This is a genomic window from Streptomyces sp. NPDC002845 (genome assembly GCF_053591955.1).
Window position 1 is genome coordinate 132,098 of the sequence record NZ_JBSFUU010000004.1, and the last position, 16,289, is coordinate 148,386.

At 69.4% G+C, this 16,289-nt stretch carries 13 protein-coding genes and 1 tRNA gene; 10 read left to right on the forward strand and 4 right to left on the reverse strand.

Annotated elements, in window-relative coordinates; genetic code table 11:
- The first annotated feature begins 9 nt into the window (after positions 1-9).
- Positions 10-810 (forward strand): SDR family oxidoreductase, encoded by an 801-nt coding sequence (locus ACWD3C_RS04150; RefSeq protein ID WP_451139851.1) that lies wholly within the window; start codon positions 10-12, stop codon positions 808-810.
- A 1-nt stretch (position 811) separates the two neighbouring features.
- On the forward strand, positions 812-1,756 hold the full coding sequence (locus tag ACWD3C_RS04155; RefSeq protein ID WP_451139853.1) for an SDR family oxidoreductase: 945 nt from the start codon (positions 812-814) through the stop codon (positions 1,754-1,756).
- A gap of 12 nt (positions 1,757-1,768) precedes the next feature.
- Here the strand turns inward: ACWD3C_RS04155 and ACWD3C_RS04160 are convergent, their stop codons facing one another.
- A complete protein-coding gene (locus tag ACWD3C_RS04160; RefSeq protein WP_451139854.1) occupies positions 1,769-2,665 on the reverse strand; it encodes a hypothetical protein in 897 nt (298 codons plus the stop codon).
- A 173-nt stretch (positions 2,666-2,838) separates the two neighbouring features.
- On the opposite strand from ACWD3C_RS04160, the gene ACWD3C_RS04165 reads away from it, so the two are divergent.
- From ACWD3C_RS04165 to ACWD3C_RS04190, 6 genes are all read left to right on the forward strand, one after another.
- Complete coding sequence (locus tag ACWD3C_RS04165) at positions 2,839-3,288, forward strand: GNAT family N-acetyltransferase (RefSeq protein ID WP_451139856.1); 450 nt, start codon at positions 2,839-2,841, stop codon at positions 3,286-3,288.
- A 173-nt stretch (positions 3,289-3,461) separates the two neighbouring features.
- Entirely contained in the window at positions 3,462-3,830 is a 369-nt protein-coding gene (locus ACWD3C_RS04170) for a chorismate mutase (protein WP_451139858.1), read from the forward strand.
- A gap of 216 nt (positions 3,831-4,046) precedes the next feature.
- Positions 4,047-6,551, forward strand: a complete 2,505-nt coding sequence (pepN, locus tag ACWD3C_RS04175; protein WP_451139860.1) for an aminopeptidase N — start codon at positions 4,047-4,049, stop codon at positions 6,549-6,551.
- A gap of 192 nt (positions 6,552-6,743) precedes the next feature.
- Positions 6,744-8,177, forward strand: coding sequence for a pyridoxal phosphate-dependent decarboxylase family protein (locus ACWD3C_RS04180; RefSeq protein WP_451139862.1), 1,434 nt, complete (start codon positions 6,744-6,746; stop codon positions 8,175-8,177).
- Entirely contained in the window at positions 8,174-9,718 is a 1,545-nt protein-coding gene (locus ACWD3C_RS04185) for a lysine N(6)-hydroxylase/L-ornithine N(5)-oxygenase family protein (protein WP_451139864.1), read from the forward strand. Before ACWD3C_RS04180 ends, ACWD3C_RS04185 begins: the two co-directional genes overlap by 4 nt.
- 64 nt (positions 9,719-9,782) lie before the next feature.
- Entirely contained in the window at positions 9,783-10,952 is a 1,170-nt protein-coding gene (locus ACWD3C_RS04190) for a GDSL-type esterase/lipase family protein (protein ID WP_451139866.1), read from the forward strand.
- Here the strand turns inward: ACWD3C_RS04190 and ACWD3C_RS04195 are convergent.
- The gene (locus ACWD3C_RS04195; protein WP_451139868.1) at positions 10,949-12,757 is read right to left on the reverse strand and encodes a bifunctional metallophosphatase/5'-nucleotidase; all 1,809 of its coding nucleotides are present in this window, start codon (positions 12,755-12,757) and stop codon (positions 10,949-10,951) included. The two genes, ACWD3C_RS04190 and ACWD3C_RS04195, sit on opposite strands and share 4 nt — an antisense overlap.
- 155 nt (positions 12,758-12,912) lie before the next feature.
- Here ACWD3C_RS04195 and ACWD3C_RS04200 point away from each other — a divergent pair, with 155 nt between their 5' ends.
- Both ACWD3C_RS04200 and pyk read left to right on the forward strand, forming a co-directional pair.
- The gene (locus ACWD3C_RS04200; protein WP_451139870.1) at positions 12,913-13,647 is read left to right on the forward strand and encodes an SIMPL domain-containing protein; all 735 of its coding nucleotides are present in this window, start codon (positions 12,913-12,915) and stop codon (positions 13,645-13,647) included.
- A gap of 162 nt (positions 13,648-13,809) precedes the next feature.
- Positions 13,810-15,246, forward strand: a complete 1,437-nt coding sequence (gene pyk, locus ACWD3C_RS04205; RefSeq protein WP_451139872.1) for a pyruvate kinase — start codon at positions 13,810-13,812, stop codon at positions 15,244-15,246.
- A gap of 43 nt (positions 15,247-15,289) precedes the next feature.
- Here the strand turns inward: pyk and ACWD3C_RS04210 are convergent, their stop codons facing one another.
- On the reverse strand, positions 15,290-16,078 hold the full coding sequence (locus tag ACWD3C_RS04210; protein WP_451139874.1) for a helix-turn-helix domain-containing protein: 789 nt from the start codon (positions 16,076-16,078) through the stop codon (positions 15,290-15,292).
- Positions 16,079-16,164: 86 nt separating this feature from the next.
- Positions 16,165-16,246: transfer RNA gene (locus ACWD3C_RS04215), tRNA-Leu, on the reverse strand.
- Between the last annotated feature and the right edge of the window lie 43 nt (positions 16,247-16,289).

The following is a 16,289-nucleotide window of genomic DNA, read 5'->3' on the forward strand; positions in this document are numbered from 1 at the left end:
GGAGAGCCTGTGGATAACTCCAAGCGGGCCGGAGATCGAGGGCTGAGCGGCAAGCTCGCCGTCGTCACCGGCGGCACCCGTGGCGTCGGCGCGGGGATCGCCCGCGCCTTCGTCGAGGCGGGAGCCGATGTCGTGGTCTGTGCGCGCAGACCACCCGAAGTGCCGGTCAAGGGCGCCGAGTTCGTACCCGTGGACCTGCGGGACCCCGATGCCGTGCAGCGTCTCTTCGCCGGCCTGCCCCGCCTCGACGTCCTGGTCAACAACGCGGGCGGCAGCCCGTACCGCCTGCTCACCGCCGTGGACGCGGTACGGCACACCCGTGTCGTCGAGCTCAACCTCACCGCGCCGCTGACCGCCTCGCTCGCCGCGTACGAGCAGCTCAAGCGGGCCCGCGGCGCGATCGTGATGATCGGCAGCGTGAGCGGGGCCCGCCCCTCGCCCGGCACGGCGGCGTACGGCGCGGCCAAGGCCGGGCTGGAGAACCTGGCGCGCTCGATGGCCGTGGAGTGGGCCCCGGACATCCGCGTCAACACGCTCGTCGTCGGCATGGTCCGCACCGAGCAGTCCCACCTCCACTACGGGGACGAGGACGGCATCGCGGCCGTCGCCCGCACCGTCCCGCTCGGCCGCCTCGCCGAACCGTCCGACATCGGCGAGGCGGCCGTGTTCCTCGCCTCGGACGCCGCCGCGTACATCACCGGCGCCTCCCTGCTCGTCCACGGCGGCGGGGAGCGGCCCGCCTTCCTCGACGCCGCGACCGTCAACAAAGCGCAACAAAAAGAGCAAGAAGCAGGCAAGAAGGAGGAGTGAGATGAGTGCACCACGGCCGAGCGCACCACGGCTGAGGGCACCGAGGCTGTGCGAGGGGCGCGTCGTCGTCGTCACCGGCGCGGGCCGCGGACTCGGCCGCGCGCACGCCCTCGCGTACGCCGCCGAGGGCGCCCGAGTCGTCGTCAACGACCTCGGCGTCGGACTCGACGGCACACCCGGCCCCGACAGCCCGGCCGCCCGCGTCGCCGACGAGATCCGCGCGGCGGACGGAGAAGCGGTCGCCCACGGCGGCGACATCGCCACGACCGAGGGTGCCGCGTCCCTCGTTCGCACCGCGCTGGACACGTACGGCCGGCTCGACACCCTCGTCAACAACGCCGGGTTCCTGCGCGACCGGATGCTCGTCAATCTCGACGAGGACGACTGGGACGCCGTCCTGCGTGTCCACCTTAAGGGCCACTTCCTGCCGCTGAAGCACGCGGCGGCGCACTGGCGGACCGAGGCCAAGGCCGGGCGGACACCGGTGGCCCGGGTCGTCAACACCAGCAGCGGGGCCGGGCTGTCGGGCTCGGTCGGACAGGGGAACTACAGCGCGGCGAAGGCCGGGATCATCGGATTGACCCTGGTCGCGGCGGCCGAGCTGCAACGCTACGGCGTCCAGGTCAACGCCATCGCCCCCGCCGCCCGCACCCGCATGACCGAGCAGACCTTCGCCGACACGATGACCGCACCCGACACCGGCTTCGACGCCATGGCCCCCGAGAACGTCTCACCCCTGGTCGTCTGGCTCGGTTCCCCCGCCGCCGCGGGCGTCACCGGCCGCGTCTTCGAGACCGAGGGCGGCCGTATCACCGTGATGGACGGCTGGCGGCCCGGCCCCACCGCAGACAAGGGCGCCCGCTGGACCCCGGCCGAGGCGGGCGACGCGGCACTCAAGCTCCTCGCGGAGGCGGAAGTGCCGCGACCGGTGTACGGGGCGGGGTGAGCCGCCCGCCTCCTATGTGTCGCACTCCAGCACCGTCCGGCACAGCGCGCACCGCGCGCGGACGCGGCCCCGGACCGGGACCCGGATGCGCTGGTGGCACGTCGGACAGGGGAACGACACACCCAGCGGGCCACGGCCGTCGGGGCTGAAGGAGTACGGGACGCCCGGCTGCGGGCCCGGCGGGCGGTGGTCCTGGGCGTAACGGCGGTCCTTGGCATAGCGGCGGCGGCCCGCCCAGCCCGCGGTCGTCAGCGGAGGCTGCTGTTCGTCACGGCGGGCCTGGGCCGCACCCTTGGTGTACGCGGTGTACGCCTGCGGGCTGGTGAACCAGATCGACGGGTCCTCGCCGAACAGGGACGCCCGCTTGGCGAGGACGTAACCGAACTCCTCGGGGGTGAGATAGCCGAGCTTCTGCGACGAGGCCGCGTCCTCCCGGAAGGCGTCGAGGAGCAGCCAGCCGGCGCCCAGGTACGTTGTCGCCGTGTCCGTGAGGATCTCGTTGTCACGGGTGCCGGGGAAGGACAGGCCGAGCCGGTGCAGATAGACGTGCATGACCTCGTGGGAGAGGGCCGCGCCGATGTCCCGGCGGTGGGTGCGGAAACGGTCGTTCAACTCGATGAAGTACTCGGGGCCCGCGGCGAGCTCGACGTTCGCCGCGTGAGTCATCTCGCGGAAGCTGACGATCATCCGGGCGTCCGGCAGCCGGTAGTGCCGAACCAGCTCGCGGGCCACGCGCTGCGCCCCCAAGTGGAGGTCGTCCGTGTCGCAGAAGGCCACGTCGGCGGGGGCGACGCTGGTCGCGAACGTATGGATCGTGTCGTACGAGAGCCGCTTGTACAGCGCGGTGATCGCCACCCGCACCGTCTCCAGGTGAGGGTAGCCGTGCTCGACAGGTCCGCCGTTCGCCACGTCCGCACCCCCACGACGCCTCGACTCGCTTCCACTCTAAGTGGACGTCGGCGGACGGGCGCGGGTTGGCAGCGGGCGATGGCGCGAATCCGTCCTCGTGCCCTGGCCGGACCGGGACGGTTCCCCGGGAAAACGAGTTCGCCGCGCCTCCGCCGCCTGCCATACTCCCCGCCATGACCACCGAACGGCACCCCGCTGCCACCGCGTCTCTGCAGGTCGGAGGCAAGGACAGCGAGCTGGAGCAGCGCATCGACGACGAACTCACCGCCTTCAACGCCCGCGCGACCGGGGCGGGGGAACCGGCCGAATTCTCCGTCCGGATGACCGACGCGGCGGGCGAGGTGGCCGGCGGGCTCACCGGCTGGATCTGGGGCAGTCTGTGCGCCGTGGACATGCTGTGGGTGCGGGAGGACCAGCGGCACGCGGGCTGGGGCGCCAAGATCCTCGATGCGGCCGAGGAGGAGGGCGTACGACGCGGCTGCACCGACATGATCGTCTCCTCCTTCACCTTCCAGGCGCCGGACTTCTATCGCAAACAGGGCTACCGGGAGACCGGCCGCACCGAGGGCATCCCCGGGGGACACCAGGACGTGCACTTCCACAAGTCGCTGACCGCCTCCTGACGTTCCGGGAGCCTTTGGGAGCCTCCGGGAGCCGCAATCCGTGAACGGGGTCCACGCGCGCGTATGCCACAGCACTCCCCTCACGCGCGCGTGCGCCACAACACCCCTTCACGCGCGCGTGCGCCCACCCGCCGGCGGACGCCGCCTCCGGCCCGCCCCGTAGGGTGACGTCCATGACCACCAGCAACACCGGTACCGGCGACATCGACCCGGCGATCCGCGCCGAGCTCGCCCGGCTGCGCGAGAGCATCGACAACATCGACGCCGCCGTCGTCCACATGCTCGCCGAGCGCTTCAAGTGCACCCAGCAGGTCGGCCACCTCAAGGCCGCGCACCAGCTGCCGCCCGCCGACCCGGCCCGCGAGGCCGCGCAGATCGCCCGGCTGCGCCGGCTCGCCGAAAACGCCAAGCTGGACCCCGCGTTCGCCGAGAAGCTCCTCAACTTCGTCATCGCCGAGGTCATCCGCCACCACGAACGCATCGCGGACGACGCCGTGAACGGAACGGGCGGAACGGGCGGAACGGGCGGCACAGCGGAGTGACAACGCGGCAAGACGGCGCAGCGGAGTGACAACGCGGCAAGACGGCGCAGGACCGGACGCAGCAGACGCGTAAAACGGATGTAGCAGAAGTAGCGGACGCGCAGAATCGGTGCGAAGAGCCGAACACGGGCCCCACGAGCCTCTCACCCGCCTTCCCACGGCCCTCGTACCAGCCCTCCCCTGGGACTTGTCAGAGGCATCAGGCAGCATGTCCTCATGTCCGTTCTGACGCGCGACGCAGCGCAGACCCGTGCCCGCCTCCTCGACGTCCACCGCTACGAGATCGACCTCGACCTCACGCGCGGTGACGAGTTCTTCGACTCCCGCACCGTCATCCACTTCACGGTGCGAGACGACCAGGAAGCCACGGACACCTTCGTCGAGCTCAAGCCGGCCGAACTGCGCAAGGCCGACCTCGACGGACAACTCCTCGACCCGGACACACTCGACGGAAACCGGCTGCCCCTCAAAGGCCTCACCGCCGGCGAGCACGAACTGCACATCGACGCCGTCATGCGCTACTCCCGCACCGGCGAGGGCATGCACCGCTTCACCGACCCCGCCGACGGCGAGACCTACGTCTACACCCAGCTGTTCCTCGACGATGCGCAACGCGTCTTCGCCGCCTTCGACCAGCCCGACCTCAAGGCCGCCTTCGACCTGACCGTGACCGCCCCCAAGGGCTGGACCGTCCTCGCCAACGGCCTCACCCAGCAGCAGGAGGACGGCCGTTGGCGGGCCGCCACCACCCCGCTGATCTCCACCTACCTGGTCGCCGTCGCCGCCGGCCCCTGGCACTCCGCGCGCACCGAACACCGAGGCCTGCCCTTCGGCCTCCACTGCCGCCGCTCCCTCGCCCCCCACCTGGAAGCCGACGCGGACGAACTCCTCGACATCACGCGCGCGTGCTTCGACCGCTACCACGAGAAGTTCGAGGAACCGTACCCCTTCGACTCCTACGACCAGGCGTTCGTCCCCGAGTTCAACGCCGGCGCCATGGAGAACCCCGGCCTGGTCACCTTCCGCGACGAGTACATCTTCCGCTCCGCCGTCACCGACACCGAACGCCAGACCCGCGCCGTCACCATCACCCACGAGATGGCCCACATGTGGTTCGGCGACCTCGTCACCCTCACATGGTGGGACGACATCTGGCTCAACGAATCCTTCGCCGAATACATGGGCTACCAGACGCTCGCCGAAGCGACCCGCTACACGGGCACCTGGACCGACTTCGGCGTCACCCGCAAACCCTGGGGCTACGAAGCCGACCAGCGCCCCTCCACCCACCCCGTCGCCCCCGACCCGGACGCCGTCCCCGACACCGCCTCCGCCCTCCTCAACTTCGACGGCATCTCCTACGCCAAGGGCGCCTCCGCACTACGCCAACTCGTCACCTGGCTCGGCGAGAAGGACTTCCTCGCCGGCATCAACACCCACATCGCCCGCCACAAGTTCGGCAACGCCACCCTCGCCGACTTCATCGACTCCCTCGCCGCCCACACCGAGCGGGACGTCCACGCCTGGGCCGACTCCTGGCTGCGCACGACCGGAGTCGACACACTCACCGCCTCCACCGACTCCCGCCCCGGCGAATGGACCCTCGCCCTCGACCGCGACGGCAGCCGCCCGCACCGCGTCACCATCGGCGTGTACGACCGCGACCTCAGCGACGGCCGCACCCTGACCCTGCGCGAACGCTACGAGACGGACGTCCCCCAGGACACCGCCCCCGCACCCCGCTCCGGCACCCACCCCGCCCTCGTCGTCCCCAACGACCTCGACCTCACCTACGCCAAGCTCCGCCTCGACGACGAATCCCTGAAGACCGCCCTGCGCGGCCTGTCCGGCGTCCCCGACCCGCTCACCCGCGCGGTCGTCTGGAACGCCCTGCGCGACATGGTCCGCGACGGCGACCTCGCCCCGGCCGACTACCTGGCCACCGCGGCCGCCCACCTCCCCGAGGAGGACGACCTCGCCCTCGTCCAGGGCGTCCTGTCCTTCGCCTCGGCCCAGATCGCCGACCGCTACGTACGCCCCGACGAGCGCCCAGCCGCCCTGTCCGCCCTCACCGGCCTGTGCCGCGACCTCATCCGCCGCACCGAGGACGGCTCCCACCCCGGCCTGCGCCTGACCGCCGTACGCCACCGCATCGACGCCTCCGCCCACCCCGACACCATCGCCGCCTGGCTCGCCGACGGCACCGTGCCCGGCGGACCCGAACTCGACCCCGAGCTGCGCTGGCGCATCCTCGCCCGCCTCGCCGTCCTCGGCGCCACCGACGAGGCCACGATCGCCGCCGAACTGGAACGCGACCCGAGCGCCACCGGCCAGGAGGGCGCCGCCCGCTGCTGCGCCGCGCTGCCCGACCCCGAGGCCAAGCGCACGGCATGGGAGGCGATGTTCACCACCGACGACCTCTCCAACTACCTGTTCACCGCCACCGCCCAGGGCTTCTGGCAACCCGAACAGACCGACCTGCTCGGCGAGTACGTCGAGCGGTACTGGACCGACGCGGTCGCCGTCGCCGCCCGCCGCGGCCCCGCCATCGCCGACGCCGCCGGCCGATGGGCGTTCCCCGTGCACGCCGTGGACGCGGAAACGCTCCGCTCGGGACAGCAGTGCCTACGGGAGGCCGACCCCATCCCCGCCCTGCACCGCAAGCTCGTCGACCAACTCGACGACCTGGCACGGGCGTTGAACGTGAGGGAGGCCGCCTGACCGAGGCGAGGTGACGACCGCGCCCCCAGAGGGGCGCGGGGCCACGACACATGCCCAGCACCACCGCCCCTCCCCGCACATTTCCCCCGCACGGCAGTACCCCCTTTCGAGTCGAATCGTTGTCCTCTCCGGGCGCGCCCCACCCACACGCGCACAAGCTGGAACTTCACGCCGCGCCCCCGGAGGACAGCCATGAGCACGCCGCCCCTCGCCTCGGGCCCCGAAGGCCCCACCGCGCTGCGCCCGTTGCTCGACACAGTCCTCGACGCGCTACGGCAGGGCGGGGAGGAACGGGGCGGCCCCCTGCCCGCCGGAGGCCCGGACGCGGTCGCCACGCGCATGCGGGAGGCACTCGGCGACCCCCTGCCCCACCACGGCGACCCGGACGCCCTCCACACCCTCGTCCGCGCCCTCGCGACAGGCGCCGCCGACCCCGCCGACCCCCTGTGTGCGGCCCACCTCCACTGCCCACCCCTCGCCGTGGCGACCGCCGCCGACCTCGCCGCCTCCGCCCTCAACCCGTCCCTGGACTCCTGGGACCAGGCCCCGGCAGCCTCCGCACTGGAGGCCCTCGTCACCCAGGCCCTGGCCAAGGAAGTGCACGCCGCCGACGCCCTGGTCACCACCGGCGGCACCGAGTCCAACCACCTCGCCGTCCTCCTCGCCCGCGAAGCCCAAGCCGCCCAAGCCGCCCAAGCCGCCCAAGCCGCCCAAGGCGCCCAAGGCGCCCAAGGCGCCCAAGGCGCCCACGGCCGAGTGCGACTCGTCTGCGGCGCCAACGCCCACCACTCCCTCCACCGCGCCGCCTGGCAACTCGGCCTGCCCGCCCCCGTCACCGTCCCCACCCCGGCCGGCACCCTCGACCCGGCCACCCTCGACGACACGCTCACCGAACTCGGACGGCACGCCCCGACCCTGGTCGCCGCCACCGCCGGCACCACCGACGCCGGGCTCATCGACCCGCTGCCCGACATCGCCGACCTGTGCGCCGCCCACGGAGCCCGCCTGCACATCGACGCCGCGTACGGCGGAGGGCTCCTCTTCAGCGACCGCCACCGCACCAAGCTCACCGGCCTCGACCGCGCCCACACCGTCACCCTCGACCTGCACAAACTCGGCTGGCAGCCCGTCGCCGCCGGCCTGCTCGCCGTACGCGACGCCCACGACCTCGCCGTACTCGCACACCGCGCCGACTACCTCAACGCCGACGACGACACCGAAGCCGGACTGCCCGACCTGCTCGGCCGTTCCCTGCGCACCACACGACGACCCGACATCCTCAAGATCGCCGTCACCCTCAAGACCCTCGGCCGCGCCGGACTCGGCGCACTCGTCGACCAAGTCTGCGCACACGCACAGGAGTTCGCCGCACTCGTCCAGGAACACCCCGGCTTCGAGCTCCACGATCCGCCCACCATCAGCACCGTGCTGTTCCGGCCCGCCGAAGCGCCCGACACCGCCGTCGCCGCCGTACGCCGAAAGCTCCTCGACGACGGCCGCGCCGTCCTCGGCCGGGCCGTCCTCGACGGCCGGCTCTGGCTCAAGGCCACCCTCCTCAACCCCCACACCCGGCCGGACGACCTGGCCACGCTCCTGAAACTGGTGGAAGGAAGCACCCCCCGATGAGCCACCCTCCAATGAGCCGCCCCCAGACAAGCCACCCCGCGACAAGCCATTCCCAGACGGGCCGCTCCCAGACGAGCCATTCCCAGACAAGCCATCCTCAGACGAACCCGCACCCCAACCCACACCCCAACCCCCCACGCCAAGAACCCGAAGCCCCCCGCGACCTGGTCGGCATCGGCATCGGCCCCTTCAACCTCTCCCTCGCCGCCCTCGCCCACCCCCTCGCCGAACTCGACACCGCCTTCTACGAACAGCGCCCCGGCTTCCACTGGCACCCCGGCCTGCTCATCGACGGCACCACCCTCCAAGTCCCGTTCCTCGCCGACCTGGTGACCCTCGCCGACCCCGCCAGCCCCTGGTCGTTCCTCAACTACCTCAAGAGCCGCGAGCGCCTCTTCCCCTTCTACTTCGCCGAGCGCTTCCACATCCAGCGCGCCGAGTACGACGCCTACTGCCGCTGGGTCGCGGACAGCCTCCCCGGACTCCGCTTCGGCCACCAGGTCGACGCCGTGCGCTGGAACCCCGAACGCGACGTCTTCGAAGTCGACTTCACCCAGCTCGACATCGACGGGGAAGCCGAGGCCCTCGGCCGCACGTACACCAAGAACGTCGTCCTCGGCGTCGGCACCGAACCGTATGTGCCCGACGCCCTCAGACCGCTCGTCGAGGCACCCGGCGTGCCCGTCATCCACGCCGCGGACTACCTCGGCGAGCGCGAACGCCTCCTCACCGCCGAACACGTCACCGTCATCGGCACCGGCCAGTCCGGCGCAGAGGTCTTCCTCGACCTGCTCCGGAACCGCCCCGCCGGACAGGAGAGACTCCACTGGCTGGGGCGCACGGAGGCGTTCGCGCCCATGGAGTACTCCAAGCTCGGCCTGGAGCACTTCACACCCGACCACACCCGCTACTTCCACGCCCTCGCCGAACCGACCCGCGACCGGCTCGTCGCCTCCCAGTGGCAGCTCCACAAGGGCATCGACGCCGACACGATCGCCGCCATCCACGACGAGCTCTACCGCCGCACCCTGCACGGCGGCTGGCCCGACACCGTCCTCACCCCCGGCGTCCTGGTCCGCACAGCCGGCCGCCTCGCCACCACCAAGGTCGAACTCCACCTCGAACACATCCAGCAGGGCACCCGCTCCCGCCTCACCACCGACGCCGTCGTCCTCGCCACCGGCTACCGCGAACGCCCCCTCGGCCGCCTCCTCGCCGGACTCGACCCCTACCTGCGCCGCGACAGCTCCGAACGCCCGCGCATCGACGAACAGTTCCGTCTCGTCCTCGACCCGTCCGTCACCGGAGCGGTGTACGTCCAGAACGCCGAACTCCACACCCACGGCGTCGGCGCCCCCGACCTCGGCCTCGCCGCCTGGCGCAGCGCCACCGTCCTCAACGCGGTGACCGGCAAGGAGCCGTACCCGCTCCCGCGGCGCACCGCCTTCACCACCTTCGGCCTCGCCCAGCAGCCCCAGGTCCCGCCCGCCCGACAGGCCCCGGCCGCCGCCGCGCTCACCCCGCTCGTCGACAGACGGTAATTGAAAAGTAAAGAAGTAGGGCGGAAGTGATGACTCCCGTGAGAAAAGTGCCTACCTTTCGGCCATGACCCGCACCAGCGCCACCCCCGGCACCACCTGGATCGCCGCCCACCGCACCGCCGTCATCGACCCGCACGAAGCCTTCAAACTCTTCGAAGTCCGCGGCTTCGCCGACCAGACCGTACGCCAGACCATACGACCGGCCGGCGAAGGCGAGGCATTCCGCGTACGCCTCACCAACCGCTACGGAACACAACCCCTCACCATCAGCGGCGCACACATCGCCAGACGCACCACAGGAAGCGGAATCGACCCCACAACAGACACCACCCTGCTCTTCGAGGGCGCCGAAACCGTCACCGTCCCACCCGGCCAGGAAATCACCAGCGACCCCGTCGAACAGACCCTCACCGCAGGCGAAGAACTCACCCTCAGCCTCCACCTGCCCGACGACACCGGCCTCAGCACCTACTCCGCCATCCCGTACGACATCGGACACGCGGCCCCCGGCAACCAACTCGACGCCGAAACCCTCGAAAACACCGAAGAGCTGACCACCAGCCACTTCATCGACGGCATCGACGTACGAGCCCCCGAAACCACCCGCATCGCCCTCGCCTTCGGAGACTCCTGGATCGAAGGCATGGCCACCACCCCCGGCACCGGCAACAGCTTCCCCGAACAACTCGACCGCCGCCTCACCACCGGCTGGATCATCAACCAGGGCATCTCCGGCAACCGCCTGCTCACCGGCGAGATCGGCGCACCCCTGCTCGAACGCATCGAACGCGACGTCCTCGACACACCCGGCGTCAGCCACGTCCTCATCCACGTCGGCCTCAACGACCTCGGCCTGCCCGGCGCCATCGCCTTCCCCGAACCCGGCAAACTCCCCACCGCCGACGACATCGTCACCGGCCTCACCACACTCGCCGAACGCCTCCGCACCGCCGGACTCACCGTCATCGGCAGCACCGTCGGACCCTACGCCGGCACCGTCTACCCCGGCTACGACACCGAGGAAGGCCAGGCCGTACGCCACCAGGTCAACACCTGGCTCCTCGGCGACACCCACCCCTTCGACGCCATCATCGACGCAGCCGCCGCCGTCGCGGACCCGGACCAACCCGACCGGATCCGCGAAGAGTTCAACAGCGGCGACGGCCTCCACGTCAACGACGCCGGCGCGAAAGCCATCGCCGACGCCGTTGATCTGAACCTTCTGAAGCTCTAGAACACGGGCGCGCCGTCCCGCGTGAGCCTCCAGTCCACCGACGCGAACTCGGCCGGATCGACTGCACCCTTCGCCTGCACCCAGGCGATCATCGTGTTGCGGATCTCGTCCGAGTTCGACCACAGCAACTCGGCGGCGGCAACATGCGGGAAGTTGCCGCCCCCGTTGGCCCGATAGTTGTTGACCGCCAGCACGAACTGCGCGTCATCCGCGAGCGACGCTCCCTCGAACAGCACATTCGTCACCCGCGACCCGGCCGGCTGCGCGATATCGATCTCATACACCAGACCGCTGACCACGTCATAGTTGTAGTCCGGCGTACCGTTCGCATTCGTCAGCTGCGCCGGGTCCACCTCCGCACCCGCGGGCGTCCGCACGAAGTAGTTCGCCGAATACTCCAGATACGCCTTGATCTGGGCACCCGTCATCAGACGGGCCTCCAGCGTGTTCTCGAAGACGTACAGACCCGCCACATCCCGGATCGTCACCTCGCCCGCCGGAATCACCGCGCTCCGCGAGAAGCACGCCGCCTGCGACAACACCGGCAGCGCCGCGTACTCGGAACCCGCCAGCGCCTCCCTCACCGTGTCCGCCTGGATGTGATTGATCAGATCGATGATCGGCACATCCTTGTACGGCGCCTCCACCGAGGTCATCCCGGCGGCGTTCGTGCCGATGACCTGATTGACGTACGCCACCACCTTCTCGTGCTCGTCGGAAAGCAGCCTGACAATCTCCGGATCCTCGTCCACCACGTTGGAATTCAGAACCTGCGCGCCCACAGTCTCGACCGTCCAACGGCCCTTCTCCCACACCAGCTCGAAGTCGAACAGAGTGAGCCGCTGACCCCACTTCAAAGGCTCGGACAGGACGACCTGCTGTCCGGTCTCCTTGTTCGCCACGAAATACTCGGGAATCTCCGTGTGCGCGTGACCCACCAGAATCGCGTCGATACCCGGCACCTGCTCGGCAACCAGCCCCGCGGCGTTCTCGATGTACGGCAACTGGTCACCGTACGACGACGTGCCCGACGAACCCGAGTGCGCCGACACGATCACCACATCCGCACCCATCGACCGCAGCCTCGGCACCCACTTCGCGGCCTGCTCCTCCAGACCCGGGAACGTCATCTTGCCCTGAACATTCGCCTTGTCCCAGATCGCGATACCCGGATTCGTCAGACCCAGCACCGCCACCTTCACATCACGCCCGAACGGCGTACGCAGCCGATGCATGCTGTACGGAGGAAAAGCAGGCCGCAGCGTCTTCGCGTCCAGCGCGTTCGCGCCCAACAGCGGGAAACGGCACTGCTCCTCGAACCTCCGCAGCACCGGAATGCCGTAGTTGAACTCGTGATTGCCCAGCGCCGCCGCGTCGTAACCGATCGCGTTCATCGCCTGCGCCATCGGATGCACCGGACCACCCTGAGCGGTGATCGGATCGACCTTGGCGTAGTAGTACGACAACTGCGTGCCCTGGATCGTGTCACCCGCGTCGATCAGCAGCGTGTTACGGCGCCCCTTCTCGGCCCGCACCTGCTCGACCAGCGTGGAGATCTTCGCCAGACCGACATCGTTGTGCTCCCGGTCGTCGAACTCGGCGTCCGTGAAGTAGTCCCAGTTGAAGACGTTGCCATGCAGGTCCGTCGTGCCCATCACGGTGAACGAGTACCGCTTCGGCCCCTTCTTCTTCCGGCCCCGAGCCTCCGCCGCCTCGGCACCCGGCACCGCGACCGCGCCGGCCAGCGCCACCCCCGCCCCGGTCACAGCGGACTTCTTCAGGAACTTCCGGCGGTTCAACGGCATGACGGGCAACTCCTCGGGAAACGATCACTGGCACGCAGAGAAAACAACGCGCGTAGATCCTGACCCGAGCATGGCGGACCGGAACAGCCCCCTCGGGTTTCGATCTGGTGAACAGCCAGGCCCCCAACCGGGTCATCGGTGACAGAGTGGGATGTATGACCGCCACACCAGAGGAACCCCGGACCGACGCATCAGACACACCCAAGGCCGCCCTGCCCTACGGCACCCCCGACGCCCCCCGCATCGCCGTCCGCGGCGAAGCCCACCTCGAAGTCGACCCCGAAATCGCCCGCATCGGGGTCACCGTCAACGCCCGCGGCACCGACCGACGCGACGCCCTCGCCGACCTCACCCGACGCAACACCACCGCCATGGACCTCGTCAAAACGTACGGCGACGCCGTCGAACGACTCGAAACAGGCGCCTTCTCCATCGCCCCCGAACTCACCAAACACGGCCGCGGCGAACGCATCCGCGCTTACCACGGACGCGTCCACATCACCGCCGAACTCACCGACTTCACCGCCCTCGGCGAACTCACCACCCGCCTCGCCGACCTCGACCTCACCCGCGTCGACGGGCCCTGGTGGACCCTCCGCCCCGACTCACCCGCCCACCGCCAAGCCAGACGACAAGCCGTACACGAAGCAGTACAACGCGCCCGCGAATACGCCGAAGCCCTCGGAACGCAGTTGTCGGCACTCGTGGAACTCGCCGACATCGGCGCCGAGAACGCCCAGCCCTACGCCACAGGCCGCGAACACATGCGATCCATGGCCTACGCCGCAGCCGTCGAGGACGCCGCCGCCCCCCTCGACCTCGAACCCCAACGACAACACGTGTACGCCACCGTCAACGCCCGATTCACCATGGCACCCCCACGACTCTGACACGACTCCGACGCGACTCTGAAAGCCGCGAAAACACCCGGGCGCTCATCGGAGCACCCCGGCGCACAATTCAACACTTGTCAACAACCCTTCACCCAAAGGTTGTTGAGTAGTCATGCACAGCCAATTCCCTACCGACCGGTAAGCCCTAGGCTCGAAGCCATGCGCCGAGCAAAGATCGTCTGTACCCTGGGCCCCGCCACCGACACATACGACCAGATCAAAGCCCTGGTCGACGCCGGAATGGACGTAGCCCGCTTCAACCTCAGCCACGGCACCTACGCCGAACACGAGGAGCGCTACCAGCGCGTCCGCAAGGCCTCCGACGAGAACGGCCGCAGCGTCGGCATCCTCGCCGACCTTCAAGGACCGAAGATCCGCCTCGGCCGCTTCACCGAAGGACCCGTACTCCTTGAACGCGGCGACACCTTCACCATCACCGTGGAAGAAGGCGTCGAAGGCGACCGCGACACCTGCGGCACCACATACGCCGGCCTCGCCGACGACGTCACCCCCGGCGAACACATCCTCGTCGACGACGGCAAAGTCACCCTCCAAGTCACCGCCGTCGACGGCCCTCGCGTCCACACCACCGTCGCCGAAGGCGGCATGGTCTCCGACAACAAGGGCCTGAACCTCCCCGGCGTAGCCGTCTCCGTCCCGGCCCTCTCCAAGAAGGACGAGGCCGACCTCCGCTGGGCCCTGCGCACCGGCTTCGACGTCATCGCCCTCTCCTTCGTCCGCACCGGACGCGACATCAAAGACGTCCACCGCATCATGGACGAGGAAGGCCGCCGCCTCCCCGTCATCGCCAAGGTCGAGAAACCCCAGGCCGTGGAGAACATCGAGGACATCGTCGCGGCGTTCGACGGCATCATGGTCGCGCGCGGTGACCTCGGCGTCGAAATGCCCCTCGAACAGGTCCCGATCGTCCAGAAGAGCGCCATCAAACTCGCGAAGCGCAACGCCAAACCGGTCATCGTCGCCACCCAGATGCTCGACTCGATGATCGACAACTCCCGCCCCACGCGCGCGGAAGCGAGCGATGTCGCCAACGCGGTGATCGATGGCACGGACGCGGTGATGTTGTCGGGTGAGACCAGCGTCGGCAAGTACCCCGTCGAGACGGTCCGCACCATGGCGAAGATCGTCGAGGCAGCGGAGGAAGACATCCTCGCCAAGGGCCTCCCGCCCCTGACCGAACGCAGCAAACCCCGCACCCAGGGCGGCGCCGTCGCCCGAGCGGCGGCGGAGATGGGCGACTTCCTCGGCGCCAAGTTCCTCGTCGCCTTCACCCAGAGCGGCGACACGGCGCGGCGGCTGTCCAGGTACCGTTCCCCCATTCCCCTCCTGGCCTTCACTCCGGACGCCGCCACACGCTCCCAACTGAGCCTGACCTGGGGCGTGGAAACCTTCCTCGGCCCCCACGCCGACTCCACCGACGCGATGGTCGACCAGGTCGACGAGCTGTTGCTCAAGAACGGCCGCTGCCAGAAGGGCGACATGGTCGTCATCACGGCGGGGTCGCCTCCCGGTGTGTCCGGTACGACCAACATGGTGCGAGTGCATCACATCGGGGAGGACGACAGTCCCAAGTAGCCTGCGGAGGGCCCCTCTTGGCGAGGGGCCCATTTTCGTTCGTTCAGTACTTGGGGCCTACGTGGGTGTCCATGAGGGCGACGGAGGCTTTGCGGGCGACGGAGATGTTGTACGGGTTGCCGTTGCGTGTGCAGTGGGTCCACGCGATGCCGAGCTTGTCCAGCGTGTCCGTGTAGAGCTGACGGATGTCATCGGACACGTTGGTGAAGAAGTACCGCGGGTACTCGTAGCGCTTGCGCTCACCGGCTACGAGGCGAGTCGTCCAGTTGGTGATGCGGCAGCCGTCGGAGTGGATGAGACCGCGGATGAACTCCCAGGGGTGGGCGTCGACGATCTCCTGTTGCCAGGGTTCGAGGGTGATGGGGCGCTCGTGTTTCCTGCCGGGGCCGTGCTGTGGGAACAGGCACCACATGTGCATGGAGTACAGCTTCACTTCCCAGCAGCCTTTCCGGCGGACCCTGCATACCGAGTTGTTCGGAAATACGTCGCGCATGGCGCTCTCACACTTGTCCACGAGCCCGGGATGCACCTCGGCGCATGCGATTGACAGGCTGGGTGAGCGCATGGCGCGGTTCTGGATGATGTGGCCGTCCCCGAGGTACAGGCCGAGGAGGTAGGCATACGCCGAACCGTTCAGCTCGCTGTCGCATCGGGGGCATGGAGGCCGTTGACCGCGACCGGGGCACTCGCCGCGCTTTGCCCGGTCTATGTGCTTCCAGTAGCCGATCGTTCCCTTCGGCACGTTGAGTTTGCGAGCCACATCTGCGTTCCTCGCGCCGTTGCGCAGCAGTGTGAGCGCCTTCTGTCGCACGTCAGTGCTGTGGAAGCTCATGCGGCTACTCTGCGTCAGTGATCGCGACCGTGCGCAGCAAAAAGCGGATGTTCACGAGAACGTGAGCATCCGCTTTCAGCGAGCTGTGCCGGGTGCGGGATTCGAACCCGCAAGCCGTGAGGCGCGGTCTTTTGAGGACCGTGTGTATGCCGATTCCACCAACCCGGCAAGAGTTGCTGCCCGGAAGCATACCGGGTCACCGCAGCTCCCC